The organism is Pseudoalteromonas sp. AWH4_217, from assembly GCF_056161105.1.
The window spans coordinates 250,412-270,709 of record NZ_JBSWYM010000007.1 but is presented as its reverse complement, the minus strand read 5'-3'; the positions used below and the strand labels follow the sequence as shown (position 1 = coordinate 270,709).

General features: G+C 48.9%; 19 protein-coding genes. 14 read left to right on the top strand and 5 right to left on the bottom strand.

What is annotated here, in order from left to right; all coding sequences use genetic code 11:
- Nucleotides 1–27 precede the first annotated feature (27 nt).
- Together der and ACXAH1_RS10965 are read left to right on the top strand one after the other, a co-directional pair.
- Nucleotides 28–1,500 (top strand): ribosome biogenesis GTPase Der, encoded by a 1,473-nt coding sequence (gene der, locus ACXAH1_RS10970; RefSeq protein ID WP_253047902.1) that lies wholly within the window; start codon nucleotides 28–30, stop codon nucleotides 1,498–1,500.
- A 127-nt stretch (nucleotides 1,501–1,627) separates the two neighbouring features.
- A complete protein-coding gene (locus tag ACXAH1_RS10965) occupies nucleotides 1,628–2,011 on the top strand; it encodes a VOC family protein (RefSeq protein WP_138551059.1) in 384 nt (127 codons plus the stop codon).
- 6 nt (nucleotides 2,012–2,017) lie between these two features.
- Here ACXAH1_RS10965 and ACXAH1_RS10960 read toward each other — a convergent pair whose 3' ends face one another.
- The 4 genes from ACXAH1_RS10960 to ACXAH1_RS10945 form a co-directional block, all read right to left on the bottom strand.
- Entirely contained in the window at nucleotides 2,018–2,368 is a 351-nt protein-coding gene (locus ACXAH1_RS10960) for a DUF2750 domain-containing protein (protein ID WP_253047900.1), read from the bottom strand.
- Between the two features lie 24 nt (nucleotides 2,369–2,392).
- On the bottom strand, nucleotides 2,393–2,971 hold the full coding sequence (locus tag ACXAH1_RS10955; protein WP_475196665.1) for a glutathione S-transferase family protein: 579 nt from the start codon (nucleotides 2,969–2,971) through the stop codon (nucleotides 2,393–2,395).
- 145 nt (nucleotides 2,972–3,116) lie between these two features.
- Entirely contained in the window at nucleotides 3,117–3,398 is a 282-nt protein-coding gene (locus ACXAH1_RS10950) for a peptidylprolyl isomerase (protein ID WP_054015990.1), read from the bottom strand.
- A 64-nt stretch (nucleotides 3,399–3,462) separates the two neighbouring features.
- Nucleotides 3,463–4,029: a glutathione peroxidase gene (locus tag ACXAH1_RS10945; protein WP_475196662.1), complete on the bottom strand. Its 567-nt coding sequence runs from the start codon at nucleotides 4,027–4,029 to the stop codon at nucleotides 3,463–3,465.
- A 194-nt stretch (nucleotides 4,030–4,223) separates the two neighbouring features.
- On the opposite strand from ACXAH1_RS10945, the gene ACXAH1_RS10940 reads away from it, so the two are divergent.
- On the top strand, nucleotides 4,224–6,179 hold the full coding sequence (locus ACXAH1_RS10940; RefSeq protein ID WP_475196660.1) for an ATP-binding protein: 1,956 nt from the start codon (nucleotides 4,224–4,226) through the stop codon (nucleotides 6,177–6,179).
- A 112-nt stretch (nucleotides 6,180–6,291) separates the two neighbouring features.
- Nucleotides 6,292–7,434, top strand: coding sequence for a response regulator (locus ACXAH1_RS10935; protein ID WP_475196659.1), 1,143 nt, complete (start codon nucleotides 6,292–6,294; stop codon nucleotides 7,432–7,434).
- Nucleotides 7,435–7,583: 149 nt separating this feature from the next.
- Here ACXAH1_RS10935 and queG read toward each other — a convergent pair whose 3' ends face one another.
- On the bottom strand, nucleotides 7,584–8,732 hold the full coding sequence (gene queG / locus ACXAH1_RS10930; protein WP_475196657.1) for a tRNA epoxyqueuosine(34) reductase QueG: 1,149 nt from the start codon (nucleotides 8,730–8,732) through the stop codon (nucleotides 7,584–7,586).
- A 3-nt stretch (nucleotides 8,733–8,735) separates the two neighbouring features.
- On the opposite strand from queG, the gene ACXAH1_RS10925 reads away from it, so the two are divergent.
- The 10 genes from ACXAH1_RS10925 to ACXAH1_RS10880 all read left to right on the top strand — a co-directional run bounded on the left by ACXAH1_RS10925 (nucleotide 8,736) and on the right by ACXAH1_RS10880 (nucleotide 20,289).
- Entirely contained in the window at nucleotides 8,736–10,235 is a 1,500-nt protein-coding gene (locus ACXAH1_RS10925) for an NAD(P)H-hydrate dehydratase (RefSeq protein WP_475196655.1), read from the top strand.
- Nucleotides 10,232–10,708 carry a tRNA (adenosine(37)-N6)-threonylcarbamoyltransferase complex ATPase subunit type 1 TsaE gene (tsaE, locus tag ACXAH1_RS10920; protein ID WP_475196653.1) on the top strand — a complete coding sequence of 159 codons (477 nt, stop codon included), beginning with the start codon at nucleotides 10,232–10,234 and terminating at the stop codon, nucleotides 10,706–10,708. The genes ACXAH1_RS10925 and tsaE overlap by 4 nt, the downstream gene beginning before the upstream one ends.
- Nucleotides 10,701–12,047: an N-acetylmuramoyl-L-alanine amidase gene (locus ACXAH1_RS10915; RefSeq protein ID WP_475196651.1), complete on the top strand. Its 1,347-nt coding sequence runs from the start codon at nucleotides 10,701–10,703 to the stop codon at nucleotides 12,045–12,047. The genes tsaE and ACXAH1_RS10915 overlap by 8 nt, the downstream gene beginning before the upstream one ends.
- A 3-nt stretch (nucleotides 12,048–12,050) precedes the next feature.
- Entirely contained in the window at nucleotides 12,051–13,943 is a 1,893-nt protein-coding gene (gene mutL / locus ACXAH1_RS10910; protein ID WP_475196649.1) for a DNA mismatch repair endonuclease MutL, read from the top strand.
- Nucleotides 13,944–14,002: 59 nt separating this feature from the next.
- Entirely contained in the window at nucleotides 14,003–14,920 is a 918-nt protein-coding gene (gene miaA / locus ACXAH1_RS10905; protein WP_475196648.1) for a tRNA (adenosine(37)-N6)-dimethylallyltransferase MiaA, read from the top strand.
- Nucleotides 14,921–14,998: 78 nt separating this feature from the next.
- Entirely contained in the window at nucleotides 14,999–15,262 is a 264-nt protein-coding gene (gene hfq / locus ACXAH1_RS10900; RefSeq protein ID WP_054015980.1) for an RNA chaperone Hfq, read from the top strand.
- A gap of 31 nt (nucleotides 15,263–15,293) precedes the next feature.
- Nucleotides 15,294–16,583: a ribosome rescue GTPase HflX gene (gene hflX, locus ACXAH1_RS10895; protein ID WP_253047878.1), complete on the top strand. Its 1,290-nt coding sequence runs from the start codon at nucleotides 15,294–15,296 to the stop codon at nucleotides 16,581–16,583.
- Between the two features lie 91 nt (nucleotides 16,584–16,674).
- Nucleotides 16,675–17,838: an FtsH protease activity modulator HflK gene (gene hflK / locus ACXAH1_RS10890; RefSeq protein ID WP_475196647.1), complete on the top strand. Its 1,164-nt coding sequence runs from the start codon at nucleotides 16,675–16,677 to the stop codon at nucleotides 17,836–17,838.
- A gap of 5 nt (nucleotides 17,839–17,843) precedes the next feature.
- On the top strand, nucleotides 17,844–18,722 hold the full coding sequence (gene hflC / locus ACXAH1_RS10885) for a protease modulator HflC (protein ID WP_475196646.1): 879 nt from the start codon (nucleotides 17,844–17,846) through the stop codon (nucleotides 18,720–18,722).
- Nucleotides 18,723–18,972: 250 nt separating this feature from the next.
- Nucleotides 18,973–20,289: an adenylosuccinate synthase gene (locus ACXAH1_RS10880; protein WP_054015976.1), complete on the top strand. Its 1,317-nt coding sequence runs from the start codon at nucleotides 18,973–18,975 to the stop codon at nucleotides 20,287–20,289.
- The last annotated feature ends 9 nt before the right edge of the window (nucleotides 20,290–20,298 follow it).

Genomic DNA, 20,298 nt, shown 5'->3' with positions numbered 1-20,298 from the left:
TTTTGTTGTTTTTAAAAGAGGTAGTCTATGCTTCCTGTGATCGCTCTCGTCGGGCGACCCAATGTGGGTAAATCCACTTTATTTAACCGTCTGACCCGCACGCGTGATGCGTTGGTGGCGGACTTTCCGGGCCTGACACGTGACCGTAAATATGGCCAGGCAAACTATGATGGCTATGAATTTATCGTGGTCGATACCGGCGGTATTGATGGCAGTGAAGAAGGTATCGAAACGGAAATGGCAGAGCAATCCTTGCTGGCCATTGAAGAAGCCGATGTGGTGCTCTTTCTGGTTGATGCCCGTGCCGGCATGACCGCGGCTGACCAAGCCATTGCGCAGCATTTGCGTAGGCAACAGAAAAAAAGCTTTGTTGTTGCCAATAAAACAGACGGTATTGATGCTGATTCTAACTGTGCTGAGTTTTATCAGCTAGCACTGGGTGAGGTATATCATATTGCTGCAGCGCATGGTCGAGGCGTGACGCAACTCCTTGAAGCCACGCTGGGTCCGGTAATTGCCGAACTGGCTGCTGAAGAAGATGAGATTGAGCAGGACGATGAGCTGCTGACAGAGCTTTACCTGGAAGGGGAAGAAGCCCCGGAAGAGGGGAAAACCGGCTTTGAAGACAAACCCATTAAACTGGCGATTATTGGTCGACCAAATGTGGGAAAATCGACGCTTACTAACCGTATTCTCGGTGAAGAGCGGGTCATTGTATATGATATGCCTGGCACCACACGGGATTCCATCTACATTCCGATGACCCGTAATGAGCGCGACTATGTACTGATAGACACCGCCGGTGTCCGCAAGCGTAAGAAAGTCAGTGATGTGGTCGAAAAGTTCTCGGTTATCAAAACGCTAAAAGCGATTGAAGACGCCAACGTTATTTTACTGGTGATCGATGCCCGTGATGGTATCTCTGACCAGGATCTCAGTCTGCTGGGCTTTGCCCTGAATGCGGGTCGTTCTTTGGTGATCGCAGTGAATAAATGGGATGGTCTGGATGACTACGTGAAAGAGCGTATTAAGTCTGAACTGGACCGTCGTCTTGGCTTTATTGATTTTGCTCGCCTGCATTTTATTTCGGCATTACACGGGACTGGAGTGGGTCACCTGTTTGAATCGGTTGAAGAAGCCTATGAATCGGCAACTAAGCGTGTTAGTACCGCTATGCTCAGACGTATCATGGACATGGCTCAGGCCGATCACCAGCCACCTCTGGTGCGTGGTCGTCGGGTTAAGCTGAAATATGCGCACGCCGGGGGATATAACCCGCCGCGCATCGTGATCCATGGGAATCAGGTGCATGACTTGCCTGACAGTTATAAGCGTTACCTGATGAATTACTATCGTAAAGCGCTGAATATCATGGGCACGCCGATTAAGATCGAGTTCCGTGAAGGGGATAACCCCTATTCTGGTCGCACCAATAAAATGACCCTGTCGCAGAAGCGTAAACTCAGGGCATTTACGAAAGAGCAAAAGAATAAGCAGTAATTGCTTGATAACAGGGCGCCAATGGCGCCCTTTTTACTGTCTGCGTCATTGCTGTCCGGATCCTAAAGCGGTTTACGCTGAACGAAAAATATGCTTTATTTATATTTATTTAGCCCGAATATTCGCCATGCAGTTTCTGAAAACCGTGATCTACGTTGATAGTGTCGAAGAGGTACTGGATTTTTACTATCAGGCATTTGGCCTGAGTGCCTGTGGTCTCAGCGAGGACGGGGATTATGGAGAGCTGGATACCGGAGAAGTGCTGCTGGCATTCGCCACACACCCAGTCGCTCAGGCACAGTTTAAACAAAGCTATATTCGTAGCCAGCCTAAGCAGCCTGCGCTGGGGTTTGAATTGACTTTAGGCTGTGAGAATGTTGCAAAAAGCTACGACAGGGCGGTTGCTGCGGGGGCAGAGCCTTTGTCACCACCTTGCCAAAAAGGAGAGCACACACAGGCTTATGTGCGCTCAATAGAAGGCACCCTGGTTGCCTTAGTGTGCGCCGACTAAGCGGGACTATTCAGACAGTGCCCGGGCAAGACCGACTGGCTCGATTTCTGTACAGACGTTGTCATCGTTCCAGTTAAGGCCGAGCAGCGCGTTATCGTCGCGTAAATCTTCAATCCATTCGTCAAGCAGCTCATCCAGTGCGATGGCGATAGGTTTAAAATCAGCCCACTCATCACGACATTGAGCTTTTGCATTGTCTTCGTTATCCCACAGCAGTAGCACGTCTGATTCTTCAAACTGGTTAGAGTCAACGACAACCAGGCCGCCATCCTCTGAGCCCAGTGCCCAAACTTGCTCCTGTTTTTTCGCTGCAACGACAAAACTGACTACTTCCGATTCTATTTCGATGTCACTCATGGTGTATTTCCAAAGTTAACGAGCTTATGCTCTGGGATCTGTAAGACGTGCCTCATCAAGAGACTGCCATTGGTCATAAAACTGCCCCAGAGCACTGTACGCAGTTAAGTCGAACAAGTCTCTGAAGCGGATCCAATCCAGCAGGCAGTATAAACTGATCTGAAGATACTCGCAGTTTAAAAATACGTTTTCCTGGCAACGCTGATCTAATACATGCAGGGTTTCAGCTATTCTGCCACGTTGCAGGTTAAAAAATAGCCTGTCTTCGTTGGTGTCAAACTCTGAACGCTGACACAGTAAAAGCTCTACCAGGGAATCGTTACAGGCATTAAGGATCGTTAAGAGATTTTCCTGCGCCCAGTTGAGGTGGGGAAGAGAAAATTTCTGTTGTAAATATCGGGCAATGACGTTTGAGTCGAGTACCGGCTGATCGTCAGCTAGCAGAAAAGGCAGTTTTCGTGCCGGATTGTATCGGTTAAGCGTTGCTCTGCCTTCATCACTGAAGATGTCCAGTTTTCGATAGTCCAGGGTAATGTCATGGCGAAGGCAGTAGATGCGGATGCGCCTGACGTACGGAGATGTGTCCGAGCCGTATAAGATCATCACTCAATCCTTATGTTTTAGTTGGATGCGCAATGACTATAGCACTACTTTTATGTGGGTATAAACAGGGAAGGGTATATTTAGAAAATAGCACGCAGAGCTACCAGCAGCAGTAAGCTACCAGTAGCAAATGGGCGTGGGCAGATTAATCGACCCGGCTTGTCACTTCAAGCAGGTGGTACCCGAACTGAGTCTGAACTGGCCCTTGTACTTCATTGATCGGTGCAGAAAAAACCACTTTGTCGAACTCGGGGACCATCATACCCGGTCCAAACTCGCCCAGTTCTCCTCCATCCTGGCCGGACGGACAACTTGAATACTGTTTGGCAATGTCGGCAAAGTCTTCGCCTGATGCAATACGTTGCTTAAGTTCCAGGCATTGGGCTTCGTTATCGACTAAAATATGTCTTGCGCTGGCTAGTGTCATTATCTCTCCATGGTGGTTAATTAATGCTCATACATTATTCTAATATACTTAGATTTAAAGCGCATTATTTAAGATCAAGTTCTTTTTCAATCGCAGCGATCAGTGGCTCAGACATGGGCTTAGTTCTGCTGTTGAACTGCTGTATAGTCTTACGATCGGCAGAGATCAGGTACTTGTAAAAGTTCCACATGGGCGCGCCGCTCTGCTCGCCCAGATGTTGAAAGAGCGGGTTTGCATCACTGCCTCGTACCGCGCCGGTTGCCATCATAGTGAAGGTGACGCCATAGTTAATAAAGCACACTTCAGCGGTGTCTTTCTCGTCGTTCTCTTCCTGGAAAAAGTCATCAGACGGAAACCCTAGCACGACCAAGCCCTTATCTGCATAAGCTTTGTGCAGCTTTTCGAGGCCATCGAACTGACCGGTAAAACCGCAATTGCTGGCGGTATTGACCACCAATAAGGGTTTGCCTTTGAAAGCACACAAGTCAACGGTGTCTTTTGATCTCAGCTTTCGGAATTCGTAGCCCGTGAAGTCATCACATGCTGTGCTCTTTGAGAAGTTAGGGATATCACTGGCCTGAATGCTGGCGCTGGTGAGCAGTGCTAATGAAATCAGTAGCGGTTTTATCATTGGGGAGCTCCCTGAAACTGTTTTAAATTCAATGCCTGAGTATACGCGACGTGATGGTGTTCAGTTCACAGTTTACCTCTTAAACAGCATGATTCAACCGCACAGAGTATCGTCTCGGCAATTCTTGACTAAACTGAATGCAATGATTGAGAAGAATATTCCGGTAATTTGGCTTACCACAACAGGGTTTAGTTATGGAAAACAACAAGGTATTGATTATCGATAGCAGCAGTGTGCTGGCTATGAGACTGAAGGTGTTATTTGAGTTACTGGGTTGTGAAGTGGTACATCTGCACTTTCAGGTGTTGCACAAAGTTCAGGACTTTTTTGCCTACCATGTTGTCGCTATTGCCCATGGACTGCCTGATACTACGTTCGACGCTCTGTCTGCGCTTAAAGACCATGACCGCCTGATTTTATTGGCTCCCAAACCAGAAAATTCGGAACATGTCGAGGCATTCAGTCGCTTAAACCGGATGCTGTGTAATGCCATCGTGATTTACCCTTTTTTTGGTAATAAAGAAATCACTAGCTTGCTGGAACGAGTGCTTGAAACGGGCGATCATGACCGTCTTGAGCTGCCCAAAATTTTACTGGTTGATCACAGAGAGGAGCGCCTTGCCCGCCTGGCGGCCAGTTTGCGTGGCGCACAACTTTCGGTGGTCACAGCGCGCTGTATTGCTGAGGCTATGCAACAGGCAAGTAGCCATGATGTCGATTTGTTGATTTGTGATTTCAACCTGGAACAGGGAAGTGGGCTGGATGTTTTTAAGAAGGTGCGGCAAGTTCACCGTGATACGCGCTGTTTGTTGATGACTTCGCGACAAGATCAGGTTGATATGATGGAAGCCATCCGTCAGGGGGTGGAAGATGTGCTAACTAAGCCCATAGATGAAGGGGCGCTGCTGCAATCTCTGCATAAACTCTGGCAGAGCGAGTTGCTGCGTCGACATAATCAGGAACTGGTTGAACGTTTACAAGATACGGTCGATGCGTTGATTGAAAGGGATAGCTTACTGCGGGTGATTTATAAGCATACGCCGGACCCCATCATGTTGTTTAACCTGGATGGCTATGTGATTGAGGCGAACGATGGTTGCACGACCTTGTTGCGCCTGCCCAGCGATCAGCTTCAGCAGCATTCGATATTCAATTTGTTTGAACCCTCATCGGTCGCAGCACTGAAAGAAGCGATTAATAATGGCGGTATCTTGCGCCATTTTAACTGTGAGCTGGTGTTGCCACAGGAAGAAGGACCCAGCATTCCCCTGATGGGCACTTTTATCGAAATTGATCATCATGGCGAAATTGCGTTAGCAGCGATTTTTAAGAACGTTGCTCAGCTAAAGCGTAAGCAACAGTTACTGGAAGAAGCCAAGGAAGTGCTGGAAGTCGAGGTTCAGGCGCGTACGGCCCAGCTTCAGGCCGCCAAAGAAGCCGCGGAAGCCGCAAATATCAGTAAATCTGAGTTTCTGGCGAATATGTCACATGAACTCAGAACCCCGATGCACTCAATTCTGAGTTTTGCCCGCTTCGGGCTCGACAAGCTGGGTTGTGGTGAGATACCTGTGGGTAAGTTAGAAAAATATTTGTCGCGGATTGAAACCAGTGGTGAACGTTTGCTGTTGTTACTGAACAACTTACTCGATTTATCTAAGCTCGATGCAGGGCGCTTTCCTTTCAACCCGTCATCGCATAATTTGCTGACTTTAGTGCATACTGCAAAAGAAGATGTCTCGGGTCTGGCCATGGCAAGACATATACGCATTGAGCTGGATGTGCAGGAAGAAGCCATTATGTTGTTTTGTGATGCTGAGCAACTCACTCAGGTGATGAGAAACCTACTGGGCAATGCGCTGAAATTTAGCCCGGAATACAGTCAGGTCAGTGTCACTGTCATGCAAAAATCTGGGTATGTGCACCTGTTGGTGCGTGACAAAGGGGTTGGGATCCCGGAGGATGAACTTGAGCACATTTTTGACAAGTTTGCACAGAGCAGTAAAACCAATAGCGGTGCGGGCGGAACAGGACTGGGGTTAGCAATCTGCAAAGAGTTCGTGCTACTGCATAAAGGCTGTATTTATGCCGAGAATAATCCGGATGAAGGTGCCTGCATCCACATTGAACTGCCAATTCAGTTGGAGCACTAGCGCCATTGGGGATCACTGTCTATAACTAAAGGATGAGTGTCTCCGCTGGGTTTGTGGTTTTACAGCAGGCTGGCAGATGACAACGCTTTGGCAACGGAAAAGGAACTGTGTTATGGCATTGCAACGAATCCTGGCGGTGGATGATGAACCTTTCAACCTCGAAATCATTGAGGAAATACTTGAAGACCTTGATTTTGAACTGCTTACTGTAACCAGTGGTCAGCAGTGTCTGGACGTGATTGAAGACTTTGCGCCTCAGGTTGTTTTGCTGGACGTGAGCATGCCACAAATGAATGGCTATGAGGTTTGTAAAAAGCTGAAGGCTAATTTGCAGACACAGGACATTATAGTGATGTTTGTGTCGGCGCGTGGCTCGGTTGAAGAGCGTATGGAAGGTTATGCGGTTGGTGCCGAAGACTATATTGTGAAACCTTTTGGCCACAATGAGCTCAAGGCTAAGCTACTCAACCTGGGGCAAATGTTACTGGAGCGAGATATTCTCGAGCAGCAGGTAGAGGATGCCACCTCCACAGCATTTAACGCCATGGCAACCAGCAGTGAAATGGGCTTTATCGTCAGTTATATTGAGCAGATCGGTGTGATTGATGACATTCAGGCGTTAGCAAAAGCCCTGATCCAGTGTCTGAATAACTTAGGGTTAAGCTGCAATATCGAATTTCGGGTAGATGAGCAGCGCCATCATTTCGCAACCGCAGGGCTGTGTTCACCTATTGTGTTGGAACTGTTTGAAATATTACGCTCCAAGGGGCGGTTGCATGAATTTACCAGCCGAATTCTGGTGAATTACAACCTCGTTAGTGTCCTGATTCTGAATATGCCATCGGAAGATGCCGACAAGCATGGTCGGCTCAGAGATCATATCTGCTTTATCGCCAGCGTTACAGAGCAGCAATTGTTGGCCATCCTGACGCGGAAACAACTGCTCTGTCAGCAGGCAGAGCTGAATGAAGCCATTACCATGATCCACAGTAAGTTCACCGGGTTACTGGCTTTGCTTAATAATAATCGCAGTCAGAATGAATCTATTTTTAGAAATCTCCAGGAAGTATTCGAGCAACGGATCCCGACCATGGGGCTGGATGAAGATCAGGAAGTCTTTATATACCAGCATATTGATGAAGCGATTCAGGGATCCATCGCCCGAGAAGAAGCCATTATGCAGGTGCGTGAAGCCTTCACTGAAATCGAAAGTGATTTGTCCTTGCTCAGTTCGACGGGAAAGCAATCACAGTAACAAAGAAGAGTGAGTTTTGCAGTGCCGCTGTAACAACACTAGCCTAATAGTCCAGATGACCCTAGGTGAGGCGTATTTTGCTCACCATAGCGGTGTAGTTTACAGCTCGATGTTAAAGTGATTTAATTTATTGAAATATAATGGTTTTATCAAGCATCTCGCGGCAGGCCTTTCTCGATTATACGGATCAATCTGGCGCTTTTACGTTGTTGCTGAGCTTGTTTGGTACGTTGCTGCTCCAGTGCCCAGACAATATGTTCCCGGACCAGCTCGGAGGCCGACTCAAGACGTGCCTCAAGTGCCCTGATAATGCCGGGGTCGGGGTCGGCATTACCCAGTCCAACGGCCAAATTACGCAGCCAGCGTTCATGACCAATACGGCGAATAGGGCTGCCTTCTGTATTTTTCAAAAACGTGGGTTCATCCCAGTTGAATAGGGTAACCAGCTCTTGATCTTTGAGCTGCTGGCGGGGGTGGAAGTCTTGTTCGTCAGTGAGCTGGCCATAGCGATTCCATGGGCAAACCAGTTGGCAGTCGTCGCAACCATAGATTCGATTGCCCAGTAATGAGCGATACTGCTCGGGGATCGGGCCTTGTAATTCAATGGTCAGATAAGAAATACACTTGCGGGCATCCACCACATAGGGCTCCACAATTGCGCCGGTGGGGCAAAGCGTGATACAGGCGTTACATTTGCCACAGCCCTTTTCTTGTGGCTGATCATCTATGGGCAAGGGCAGGTCAACAAACAACTCGCCAAGAAAAAACCAGGAGCCGGCTTGCTTGTGGATCAGTAAGCTGTTTTTGCCTCGCCAGCCCAGTCCGGCCTTTTCGGCAAGCTGGCGTTCCAACACCGGCGCCGAATCAACGAACGGGCGAAAACCAAACTGTCCGACTTCCTGTGCTATGCGTTGCCCGAGTTTTTTTAACCGATTACGGATAACCTTGTGATAGTCTCGGCCCAGAGCGTAACGGCTGATATAGGCCGTTTGCTTATTTTTAAGCGCACGGGCGAAACTGGCATCAGGTGGCAGGTAGTTCATTTTGACTGAGATCACCCTTTGAGTACCGGGCACCAGTTCAGCGGGGCGGGCACGTTTCATACCATGGGCAGCCATGTAGTCCATTTCACCATGATAGCCATTATCAAGCCAGCGCTGTAATTGCGTTTCGTGTTCGCTGAGGTCTATGTCGGTGATACCAACTTCAGCAAAGCCAAGTTCTTTGCCCCAGAGCTTAATTTTTTGCGCAAGTTCAGTATAGTTAATATCAACAGAAGAATGAGTAGTGGTTGTCACGGCATGTCTATATCACAAGCAAAATACCTGACTAATTTACCACAAGTTGCCTATACGGCCCAAGCGGTACAAGTCAATGAAGGCGAAGCGGCGCGCCTGGCAGGAACCACGTTAAGTGCATTAATGCAACGTGCCGCAGGCGCATTGTTTGAGTATGTCCGTAGTCTGTCACCGAGCGGTCCTGTACTGATCCTTGCTGGTAAGGGAAACAATGGGGGAGATGGCTACGTGCTGGCACATCTGTGTCATCGGGCTGGTATTGTTGTTGAAGTACTTGCGTTGTTCGACCCGGAGCAACTTCAGGGTGATGCACGCGCGGCTTATCATCAATATTGGGGCGGCGGTGGCAAGGTGTCACGGGATTGTGTTAACTGGCAGGAGTCAGCACCCGCTTTAATCGTGGATGCCGTGTTTGGTAGCGGCTTTCGTGGCCAGTTGCCAGAGCATGTCGCAGCGGTTTTTAGACAGCTTGTTCAGTGCACGTCACATCGGCTTGCGGTTGATATTCCCAGTGGTGTGAATGGCTCGACCAGTGAAGTTGCCCGGGATGCCTTTGTTGCAGACGTGACCATCACGTTTATTGCGCTCAAGCAAGGTCTGCTTACCGGTTCAGCCAGACACCATAGCGGGACTGTCTATCTGGCAGAGCTGGGCGTTGGGGGCGAATTTGCACAACTGGTATCTCCCTCAAGTCACTACTTGTCAGCAGAGGCTTTGCTGGCAAAGCGTCCGGTGCGCCCAGCTGATACCTATAAAAACCGCTGTGGCCATGTGCTGTTAATTGGCGGAGGCCCCGGCATGGCGGGCGCGATACGCCTGGCTGCTGAAGCCTGTTTACGCGCTGGTGCTGGTTTGGTCAGCGTAGCAACTCACCCAGATAATCAGGCCGTGGTTCTGCAGGGGCGCTATGAACTGATGGTGCATGGTGTGACTGGCCCCGATGAACTGCTCCCCTTGCTGGACAAGGCCGATACCTTGGTCATAGGCCCCGGTTTAGGGCAATCAGCTTGGGCAAGATCACTGTTTGACAAGGTGATTCACTGTGCTCACCCTATGGTTGTTGACGCCGATGGGCTGAATTTGCTGGCGAGACAACCCAGGCAGTGGCAGAATGCTATTTTGACCCCACATTGGGGAGAGGCAAAGCGCCTCAGCGCTGCCATCGCGACCTTACCAGAGAGCAGCTCCAGGTTCGAAATGTGCGATGCGCTGGCACAGTATTTTCAGGCCTGTGTGGTGTTAAAGGGACCGGGTACATTGGTTCAGCAGACGCAGCGGATAAATATCAACCGCTCAGGATGTACTGCCATGGCCAGTGCTGGGATGGGCGATGTATTATCTGGTATAATTGCCGCTTTGTTGGCGCAGGGCATGAGTAAATTTGATGCGGCTATGTTGGCGGTGTATATTCATGGTCTTGCGGCTGAAAAAGCGGCACATGACGGCGCGCATGGGTTGCTGGCAAGTGATTTATTTGTCCATATTAGAGGTATTATCGGATGAGTGTCGATGCGACATTAGAAATTGAGCTGGCTGATGAAGCCGCAACCATTGCTTTGGGAAACCAACTTGCCAAGTTGATTGATTCCGGGGCGGTATTCTATTTGCATGGTGATTTGGGCGCCGGTAAAACGACTCTGACACGCGGTATTGTGCAAGGGCTGGGTCATCAGGGGAATGTGAAAAGCCCGACTTATACCTTAGTTGAACCCTATGAGTTGGGGGACGTGTGTATTTATCACTTTGATTTGTATCGTCTGGGCGACCCGGAAGAGCTGGAGTTTATGGGGATCCGGGATTATTTTGCGCCGCATGCCGTCTGTATTGTTGAATGGCCAGAGAAGGGGGCAGGTGTGATCCCAACGGCAGATATGGACATTGACCTGGCCTATCACGGTGAAGGACGCCGTGCTGTATTAAGGCCGCACACAGAACGAGGAAGACAGCTTGCTCAAGCTATAGGTCGATATGCGTAGTGCGATAACAAAAATTAGTTTTACCCTGTTTGCGCTGAGCGTGTTACTGCTCGCCAGCGCTGCACAGGCAAAAAATAAAATCAACGGTGTGCGTGTGTGGCCTTCGCCCGAAAGCACACGCGTGGTATTTGATCTGTCTGAAAAGCCCGAGTACAGCTACTTTATGCTGAAAAACCCGCTGCGGCTGGTGATCGATCTGGAAAACACCAGTAAGCTCAAGCAACTACCTACCTTGCCCAAAGAGCATAAAATCGTAGAAAAGCTCCGTTACAGTCAGGCCAAGAGCCGCAACAGCACCCGGGTGGTCATGGAGCTGAGCCGCACTGCCAAGCCGGTGATTTTCGCGCTTGCGCCGACCGGGCCATACAAAGACCGTTTGGTGGTGGACTTATATGGGCAGCAAAAAAGCCTTTATGCCAGTAAATCTAAACAAAGCAAAAAGCGTGAACTGGTCAAAGACAGAGACATCATTATTGCCATCGATGCAGGTCACGGTGGGGAAGACCCCGGCTCAATCGGGCCTTCGGGGACGTACGAAAAGAACATCACACTGCCAATTGCTAAACGGCTTGCGCGTTTAATTGATAAAGAGCCTGGCATGCAGGCACGCCTGACCCGCACAGGTGATTACTATATCAAGCTCAATACCCGTACAGCGAGAGCCAGAGAGCGTCAGGCTGATTTCTTTGTGTCTATCCATGCAGACGCCTTTTCGCGCCCGGAACCCCGTGGTGCTTCGGTTTGGATCTTGTCATTACGTCGAGCTAATTCCGAAGTCGGTAAATGGCTGGAAGATAAAGAAAAGCACTCTCAGTTACTGGGTGGTGCGGCGGATGTGATAAAGGATACTGCGAACGAAAAATATCTGGCTAAGGCATTGCTGGATATGTCCATGGACCACTCAATGAAAACCGGTTTTAAGGTGGCGGAAGAAGTGGTAACCGAGCTGAAAAAAGTCACCAAGCTACATAAAAAGCGTCCTCAAGCGGCAAACTTTGGGGTACTAAAGTCACCGGATATTCCTTCCATTTTGGTTGAAACGGGTTTTATCTCTAATCCACAGGAAGAAAAACAGCTAAAAACCAGCTACCATCAGCAGCGCCTGGCGAATGCCATTTTTAAGTCGATCAAGCGGTATTATCAGCAAAACCCGCCAGATAACACTTTGTTTGCGAGCCTGAAAAACAACAAACCTCTGCGTCATAAAGTACAGCAGGGAGAATCTTTAAGTGTGCTGGCCGCTCGTTATGGCACTACGGTGTCTGCACTGAAAAAGGCCAACCGACTGACAAAAAATACTTTGTATATTGGTCAGGTGCTGACCATTCCTAAGGCGTAGACCGTGGCCATTGAAATTTTACCAGCCAGATTAGCGAACCAGATAGCTGCGGGGGAAGTGGTTGAACGCCCGGCATCTGTCGTCAAGGAGTTGGTCGAAAATAGCATTGATGCGGGCGCGACACGCATACAAATAGACATAGAGCGTGGTGGTCATAAGCTCATCCGGATAAGGGACAATGGTGCCGGTATCGTCAAAGATGAGCTGACACTGGCGCTGTCTCGTCATGCAACCAGCAAGCTTAAAACTTTGGACGACCTGGAATGTATTTCGTCGCTGGGCTTTCGCGGTGAAGCGCTGGCTTCGATCAGTTCTGTATCCAGACTGACGTTAAGCTCTAAGCCTGCTGATCAGGAAACGGCCTGGCAGGCGTTTGCCGAGGGGCGTGATATGACGGTGCAGATCCAGCCCACCGCTCACCCTAATGGCACCACCATTGAAGTCAAAGATCTATTCTTCAATACCCCAGCCAGACGAAAGTTCTTACGTACTGAAAAAACCGAGTTTAGTCATATCGATGAACTGATTAAGCGCATTGCATTAAGTCGCTTTGATCTGGCCCTGACGCTGACGCATAACCAAAAAGTGATCAGGCAATTTCGTGCCCGACCGGATCCATACAGTGTAGAGCGGGTTGCTCAGGTAGCAGGTAAAGTGTTTTCACAGCAGGCCAGCTTTGTGGAATCTGGTCACGATGGCCTGAAATTGTATGGCTGGGTGTTACCAGTGGGAAGCAGTAATCAGACCCAATACACTTATGTAAACGGGCGGATGATGCGAGATAAATTGATCCTGCATGCTATCCGACAAGCGTTTGAAGAAACAGTAGGAAGCGTTGATACGCCGGGGTTTGTGATTTACCTGGAACTCGACCCAACTCAGGTTGATGTGAATGTGCATCCTGCCAAGCATGAAGTGCGGTTTCATCAGGCACGTCTTATCCATGACTTTATCGTTCAGGCTGTAAAACAAGTTGTACTAAGTGAACGACCAGAGCTGCCATTGCACCAACCGGATACACAAGTGGCTGCGGACATGGGAACTGACACTATAAGTCAGAGTGAGCCTGTTGCGGCTGAGCAATTGACCTTACAGCAGACGCGTCAGCATCAGGCTTATCGAACGCCACTACAAAATGAATATGGCGAGGTTCGGGCTAAGACTTTTTCGTCAGGCCACGAACCCTCATCCGGTGCGCGGGGGACGAGTCAAAACCCCCGAAGTGGTGCGAAAAGCAACACCAGTTCAGTCTCCGCTAAGCCGCCTCAGGTTAATGTCAACGAGCTGTATCAGGGGATGTTTACCCCGGCAGAAGCCGTGCAGGTAATACCCGGAGTTGAAGAAGCTACAGTCCATCAGGAGACGGTGGTCACCCAGTTTTTGCCTCTAAATAGCGGCGCAGTCCTTTTCACTAAGGCTGGTGACCTCAGGTTGGGCCATTGTCGAGATGGCCTGAAAGAAACCTGGCAGGCACAGCTTGAGCAAGACGGTACTTTGCAGGGCAAAGCACTACTATTGCCTGTGCGCGTTAATTTGAGTGCGCAGGAGATTGCGCGTATTACGCAGCAGGAGTCCTGGCTGACTTTATTGGGGTTTGCTATCCAGGCACACGAACGCTATGTGATGGTGAAAAAGTTGCCTTTAAGTCTGTACAGTCTGGATGTGCCCCAGTGTCTGGATAGCGTGTTCGACGCCTGTTCGGCAGAGGCGCAGACATTGGAAGACTGGTTAAGCTGGCTGCAAACGACGACGCCGGCAAGTTACTTTGACTCTCAGCACTTTGCGGCAGCCATTGAAAAAATATTAAAAAATGCCAGAAGCTGTGCTCAAATCGAAGCAAAAGCGGTTACAATAGACCAAAGCAAGCTAATAAGCTTGTCCCAACAAGAGTTATAAGCTCTTGTCCTGGCTGTAACCCTGATGTGTTGCAGCACCAACAGCAGTAGAGAAACAGTGTGCAAGCAAAACCCGTTATTACCTTGATGGGGCCAACCGCCGCCGGTAAAACCGCGTTGGCTATTGAGCTCTGTCAGCATTTAAATAGTGAGATTATCAGTGTGGATTCTGCACTGGTATACAAAGGCATGGACATAGGTACCGCCAAACCTGATGCTGCTGAGCAGGCTATGGCACCGCACCACCTGATTGATATGTTGGATCCGGCTGAAAGTTACTCTGTTGCAGATTTTCGCCGTGATGCCATTGCCTGCATTGACCGGTTGCATGAACAGGGCAAAGTGCCTGTGCTGGTTGGTGGCACTATGATGTATTTTAAAGGCCTGATTGAAGGCTTATCGCCTTTGCCTGAAGCCAGTCCACAAGTGCGTGAGGCGCTAGAGAAAGAAGCAAAAGCGCTAGGCTGGCCGGCTTTGCATGCACAACTGATGAAGATAGATCCGCAGGCTGCGGCGAAAATCAGCGAGAATGATTCACAGCGTATCAACAGAGCGTTGGAAGTGCACCGTTTAACGGGTAAAACCATGACTGAATTGCAAAAAGCCAAACAAGCGCCTTTGCCTTATCAGTTTCATCAGTTTGCAATTGCCCCCAAGGATCGTAAGATACTGCACGAAAGGATAGAAAAAAGATTTAAAATAATGCTGGATCAGGGCTTTAAAAACGAAGTTTTGGCCTTATATCAGCGAAATGATTTGCATCCGGATTTGCCTTCCATTCGTTGTGTGGGATATCGGCAGATGTGGGAGCATTTGGCTGGCGAGTGCGATTATGAAGAAATGCTCTTCAAAGGGATTGCAGCGACCAGGCAGTTAGCGAAGCGCCAATTAACCTGGTTACGAAGTTGGCCAGATGTCACCTGGCTTGAAACGGACGGGCAAGAAAACTTGCAACGTGTATTAAGTTCGCTAAGCTAATAGAGGTTGGGGAAATTTTTTTATTCAGATTACTTCAACTATCTCAACATAATAACACCTAGAACGAAGGATAAGAACATGGCAAAAGGCCAATCGTTACAAGACCCATTTTTGAATGTCTTACGTCGTGAGCGCATTCCCGTTTCCATCTTTTTAGTTAACGGTATCAAATTACAAGGCAAGATCCAGTCCTTTGATCAGTTCGTCATCTTGCTGGAAAACACAGTAAACCAGATGGTTTACAAACATGCCATTTCGACCGTGGTGCCTGCTCGTGCTGTAAATTTCCAGAACACACAAGGCAATGACAGTGCAGAACATGGCGAAGATGGTAACTTTTAATCGTTTTTAGTCGATAGTAGGAGCGTAATGCTTGTTTGACCGTTATGAAGCCGGCGAACAGGCAGTCTTAGTACATATAGAGTTTCCGAATGAAGGAGATCGAGAAGATCTTCGCGAACTGGAAATGCTAGTGTCTTCTGCTGGTGTTAGTTGTTTGACGGTTGTGCAAGGCAGCCGTCAGGCGCCTCATCCGAAATTGTTTGTCGGAACGGGGAAAGCAGAAGAAATCGCTGAGATTGTCAGAACTCACAATGCAGATGTCATCATCTTTAATCATCAACTCAGTCCCTCTCAAGAGCGCAACTTAGAGCGTGTCTGCCGTTGTCGGGTATTAGATAGAACGACCTTAATTTTAGATATTTTTGCTCAGCGTGCACGAACCCACGAGGGTAAGTTGCAGGTTGAGTTGGCGCAGTTGCGACATATTTCAACTCGCTTGATCCGTGGCTGGACCCACCTTGAAAGACAAAAAGGCGGGATAGGTTTGCGCGGGCCGGGTGAAACGCAGCTTGAAACCGACCGCCGCTTGCTCAGAGAGCGCATCAAAAGCATCCGTAAGCGACTGGAGAAAGTTGCGACGGTGCGTGAGCAGGGGCGCCGGGCGCGCAGCCGGAACGAGATCCCCACGGTGTCTCTGGTCGGCTATACCAATGCGGGCAAATCAACCCTGTTTAATCATGTCACGCATGCCGATGTATATGCTGCGGATCAGCTGTTCGCGACCTTAGACCCGACATTGCGTAAGCTTGAAATTGCCGATGTCGGGCCGGTCATTTTTGCCGATACCGTTGGTTTTATTCGCCATTTACCTCATGATTTGGTGGCTGCGTTTAAAGCTACACTGACTGAAACCCGCGAAGCAGATTTGCAGCTTCATGTTGTGGATGTGGCTGATCAGAGAAGAAAAGAGAACATAGAAGAGGTACAATCGGTCCTCAAAGAAATTGAAGCGGATGAGATCCCTCAGTTACTGGTTTACAACAAAATTGATCTGGTTGAGGAGATCAACCCTAAAATAGACAGAGACGATCAAGGCGTACCTGTGCGTGTGTGGTTATCTGCACATACTGGTGAAGGCAGTGAATTGCTTGAGCAGGCGATTTCAGAGCTATTAGCAAAGAAAATTTTTGCCCATAAGCTCATTGTGCCACCTGCTTTTGGCAAGTTACGTGGGGCTTTGTTTAACCTCAATGCAGTCAATGGTGAGTCTTATGACGAGACCGGAAACTGGCTGCTGGACGTCAGATTGCCACAGGCAGACTGGGAAAGACTTAAAAAAGAGCAGGGGCAGGAAATAGAGCAATTTGTGGTTGGGGATTGAAAAAGCCATATATCGCACGCATTTCTCTATTAGATCTCTGTGTTTTTTGTTAGATTTAGATTAATTCATTTTATAACAATGGAGTATAGCTATGGCCTGGAACGAACCGGGTAATAATGGCAATGATAACGATCCGTGGAAAAACCGCGGTGGTCGTGATCAGGGGCCACCTGACTTAGACGAGGTATTCCGCAAATTCAACAACAAGTTTGGCGGCATGTTTGGCGGTAAGCCAGGCAAAGGCGGCGGAATAGGCGGTGCCGGTACGGTATTTGTGCTGCTGATTGCTTTTGTTGTTTGGGCACTGAGTGGTATCTACACAGTAAAAGAAGCAGAACGGGGCATCGTGCTGCAATTCGGTGAGTTTAACCGTATCGCAGAGCCGGGTCTGCGCTGGAAAATGACCTTTGTTGAACGTGTTATCCCCATTGATATTGAAGCGGTTCGCTCATTGTCGGCATCCGGCTTCATGCTGACTGAAGACGAAAACGTGGTGAGTGTTGAGTTCGAAGTGCAGTATCGTGTGGTTGACCCGACTTTGTATCGCTTCAGCGTAACCGATGCCGATCACAGCTTACAGCAGGCGCTTGATAGTGCATTGCGTTATGTTGTGGGTCACTCTCGCATGGACCAGGTCTTAACAACGGGCCGTGAATTGGTACGTCAGCGTACCTGGGATGAACTGACCAAGATTATCGAGCCATATAACCTGGGTATTATTGTCACCGATGTGAACTTTAAAGATTCACGTCCGCCTGCAGAAGTAAAAGATGCATTCGATGACGCCATCGCAGCACAAGAGGATGAAGAGCGTTTCATTCGTGAAGCAGAAGCATACGCGAGAGAAATTGAGCCGCGTGCTCGTGGTCAGGTAACGCGTATGACGCAAGAAGCTGAAGCATATCGAGAGCGCATCACACTGGAAGCGCAGGGTGAGGTTGAGCGCTTTGAAAAGCTGCTGCCAGAATACCAAGCTGCCAAGCAGGTTACCCGTGAGCGTTTGTACATCGAAACCATGGAACAAGTGCTGGGTAACAGCTCTAAAGTCCTGGTTGACGTAAAAGGCGGCAATAACATGATGTATCTGCCACTGGATAAGATTATGCAGCAAGGCAAGCCGGGCACGCAGGTTACCCTGCCAAGCCAGAACGACATCAATCAGCTACGTCAATCACTGGGCCAGTCACGCAATAGTACGGTAAATAGCAGTGATGACCGTTTTTCGCGTGACCGTTTTAACAATGGTGGGAGGTAACTGACATGAAAAACATGACTATTGTAGGATTGCTCATTGTTGCATTTCTGACTTTTTCGTCGGTGTTTGTTGTGACAGAAGGGCAGCGCGCCATTGTTTTACTATTCAGTAAAGTACAAAAAGACAGTCAGGACAATGCCGTGGTCTATGAACCAGGCCTGCACCTGAAAGTGCCTTTCTTCAGTCAGGTACGCCGTATTGATGCGCGTATTCAGACGCTGGATGGTGCACCAGACCGTTTTGTTACCAGCGAGAAGAAAGACTTGATCGTTGATTCATTCGTCAAGTGGCGTGTTAACGATTTCTCTGCGTACTATCTGCGTGCCAGAGGTGACAAGCAGTACGCTGAGACCCTGCTTAAACAGAAAGTGAACAATGGTCTGAGAACAAACTTTGGTTCCCGTACCATCAAAGAGATCGTTTCAGGTGAACGTAGTGAACTGATGGAAGAAGCACTGGTACAGGCCTCTGAAAGCGCTCAGGAGCTGGGTATTGAAGTACTGGATGTGCGGGTTAAGCAAATTAACCTGCCGAATGAAGTCAGTAACTCTATTTTCCAGCGGATGCGTGCTGAGCGTACCGCGGTGGCAAAAGAGCACCGCTCTGAAGGTCAGGAAAAGGCGGAGATTATTCGCGCTGAAGTGGACCGCCGGGTAACTGTTATGTTGGCAGACGCAGAGCGTAATGCTCGTGCTGTACGTGGTCAGGGTGACGCGCTAGCGGCAAAAATTTATGCTGATGCCTATAACAAAGATCCTGAATTCTTTGGCTTTGTTCGCTCACTGGAAGCATACAAAAATACCTTCACCAGCAAAGGTGATGTCATGGTCTTGTCGCCAGACAGCGAATTCTTCGATTATATGAAGAACAAAAAAGGTGAATAAGTTAGCGTTCTTTTTACTGTAACAACGCGACTAAAGTCCGAACTGAAAAACCCCGCAGCAGCGGGGTTTTTTTCTTTTCTAACCAGGTTCGAACACGCCAGCGGGCAATATCACCTGATCAGACGAGTTAAAGAAACTCTCTTAATTTCATTGGGATCCCAGCAAGTGCGGAAAAAATAGCCGTAATGGGGTGTTTTGACCGGGCTTTTCTGATAAAATCTGCGCCTAATTTTTTCTAAGTGATTTTGCAATGGGTAAAAACGTCGTTGTATTGGGCACCCAGTGGGGTGACGAAGGTAAAGGCAAGGTTGTAGACCTGCTGACAGATAAAGCTTCTTTGGTTGTTCGCTATCAGGGCGGACATAACGCGGGCCACACGCTGGTGATCAACGGTGAAAAAACCGTTCTGCACCTGATCCCGTCGGGCATTCTACGTGATAACGTAAAATGCATTATCGGTAACGGTGTGGTTTTGGCACCAGACGCACTAATGAAAGAAGTGCGTATGCTGGAAGAGCGTGGCGTACCAGTTCGTGAGCGCTTGCTTATCAGTGAAGCATGTCCGTTGATCCTGCCTTACCATGTTGCTTTGGACCAGGCACGTGAACTGGCTCGTGGTAATAAAGCAATCGGTACAACCGGTCGTGGTATCGGCCCAGCTTACGAAGACAAAGTAGCGCGTCGTGGCCTGCGAGTGGGCGACCTGTTCAACCCAGAGCAGTTTGCAGCTAAGCTGAAAGAGGTGCTTGAGTACCATAACTTCACCTTGGTTAATTACTACAAAGTAGACCCGGTTGATTTCCAGAAGACCTATGATGAAGCGATGGAAATTGCACAAATCCTGAAGTCTATGGTTGTTGACGTTACTGAGCTGTTGGATCAAACGCGTCTGAATGGCGATAACATCTTATTTGAAGGCGCTCAGGGTACTTTGCTTGATATCGACCACGGTACTTACCCATATGTTACCTCTTCGAATACCACTGCAGGTGGTGTAGCAACGGGTGCTGGTTTTGGCCCTCTGCACTTGGATTATGTACTGGGTATTGTGAAAGCCTACACCACGCGTGTTGGTTCAGGTCCATTCCCAACGGAGCTATATGACGGTCTGGACAAGCAAGATCCAGTTGGTAAGCACTTAGGTGAGAAAGGTCACGAGTTCGGTGCAACTACGGGTCGTCTGCGTCGTACAGGTTGGTTTGACGCAGTTGCTATGCGTCGTGCTATCCAGATTAACAGTATCTCAGGTTTCTGTCTGACTAAGCTGGATGTACTGGATGGCCTTGAAACCATCAAGATCTGTACTGGCTACCAGCTGGAAGATGGTACAGTCACTAACGTGACGCCACTGGCTGCGGAAGGTTATGAGAAAGTGACGCCTGTTTATGAAGAAATGCCAGGCTGGTCTGAGAACACCTTTGGTGCGACCACCGTTGAGGCGCTACCAGAAGCGGCTATCAACTACATCAAGCGTCTTGAAGAGTTGACTGGTGTACCAATCGACATCATCTCAACGGGTCCTGACCGCGTTGAGACTATGATTGTTCGCAACCCATTCGGCGAATAATTAAGTGTA

Coding starts and splice junctions, on each gene's coding strand:
- ACXAH1_RS10965 (WP_138551059.1), top strand. CDS start 1,628: ATGCAGTTTCTGAAAACCGTGATCTACGTTGATAGTGTCGAAGAGGTA.
- tsaE (WP_475196653.1), top strand. CDS start 10,232: ATGAGTGTCGATGCGACATTAGAAATTGAGCTGGCTGATGAAGCCGCA.
- ACXAH1_RS10945 (WP_475196662.1), bottom strand. CDS start 4,029: ATGATAAAACCGCTACTGATTTCATTAGCACTGCTCACCAGCGCCAGC.
- der (WP_253047902.1), top strand. CDS start 28: ATGCTTCCTGTGATCGCTCTCGTCGGGCGACCCAATGTGGGTAAATCC.
- ACXAH1_RS10940 (WP_475196660.1), top strand. CDS start 4,224: ATGGAAAACAACAAGGTATTGATTATCGATAGCAGCAGTGTGCTGGCT.
- hflK (WP_475196647.1), top strand. CDS start 16,675: ATGGCCTGGAACGAACCGGGTAATAATGGCAATGATAACGATCCGTGG.
- ACXAH1_RS10935 (WP_475196659.1), top strand. CDS start 6,292: ATGGCATTGCAACGAATCCTGGCGGTGGATGATGAACCTTTCAACCTC.
- hflC (WP_475196646.1), top strand. CDS start 17,844: ATGAAAAACATGACTATTGTAGGATTGCTCATTGTTGCATTTCTGACT.
- ACXAH1_RS10955 (WP_475196665.1), bottom strand. CDS start 2,971: ATGATCTTATACGGCTCGGACACATCTCCGTACGTCAGGCGCATCCGC.
- ACXAH1_RS10960 (WP_253047900.1), bottom strand. CDS start 2,368: ATGAGTGACATCGAAATAGAATCGGAAGTAGTCAGTTTTGTCGTTGCA.
- ACXAH1_RS10925 (WP_475196655.1), top strand. CDS start 8,736: ATGTCTATATCACAAGCAAAATACCTGACTAATTTACCACAAGTTGCC.
- ACXAH1_RS10950 (WP_054015990.1), bottom strand. CDS start 3,398: ATGACACTAGCCAGCGCAAGACATATTTTAGTCGATAACGAAGCCCAA.
- hfq (WP_054015980.1), top strand. CDS start 14,999: ATGGCAAAAGGCCAATCGTTACAAGACCCATTTTTGAATGTCTTACGT.
- ACXAH1_RS10915 (WP_475196651.1), top strand. CDS start 10,701: ATGCGTAGTGCGATAACAAAAATTAGTTTTACCCTGTTTGCGCTGAGC.
- ACXAH1_RS10880 (WP_054015976.1), top strand. CDS start 18,973: ATGGGTAAAAACGTCGTTGTATTGGGCACCCAGTGGGGTGACGAAGGT.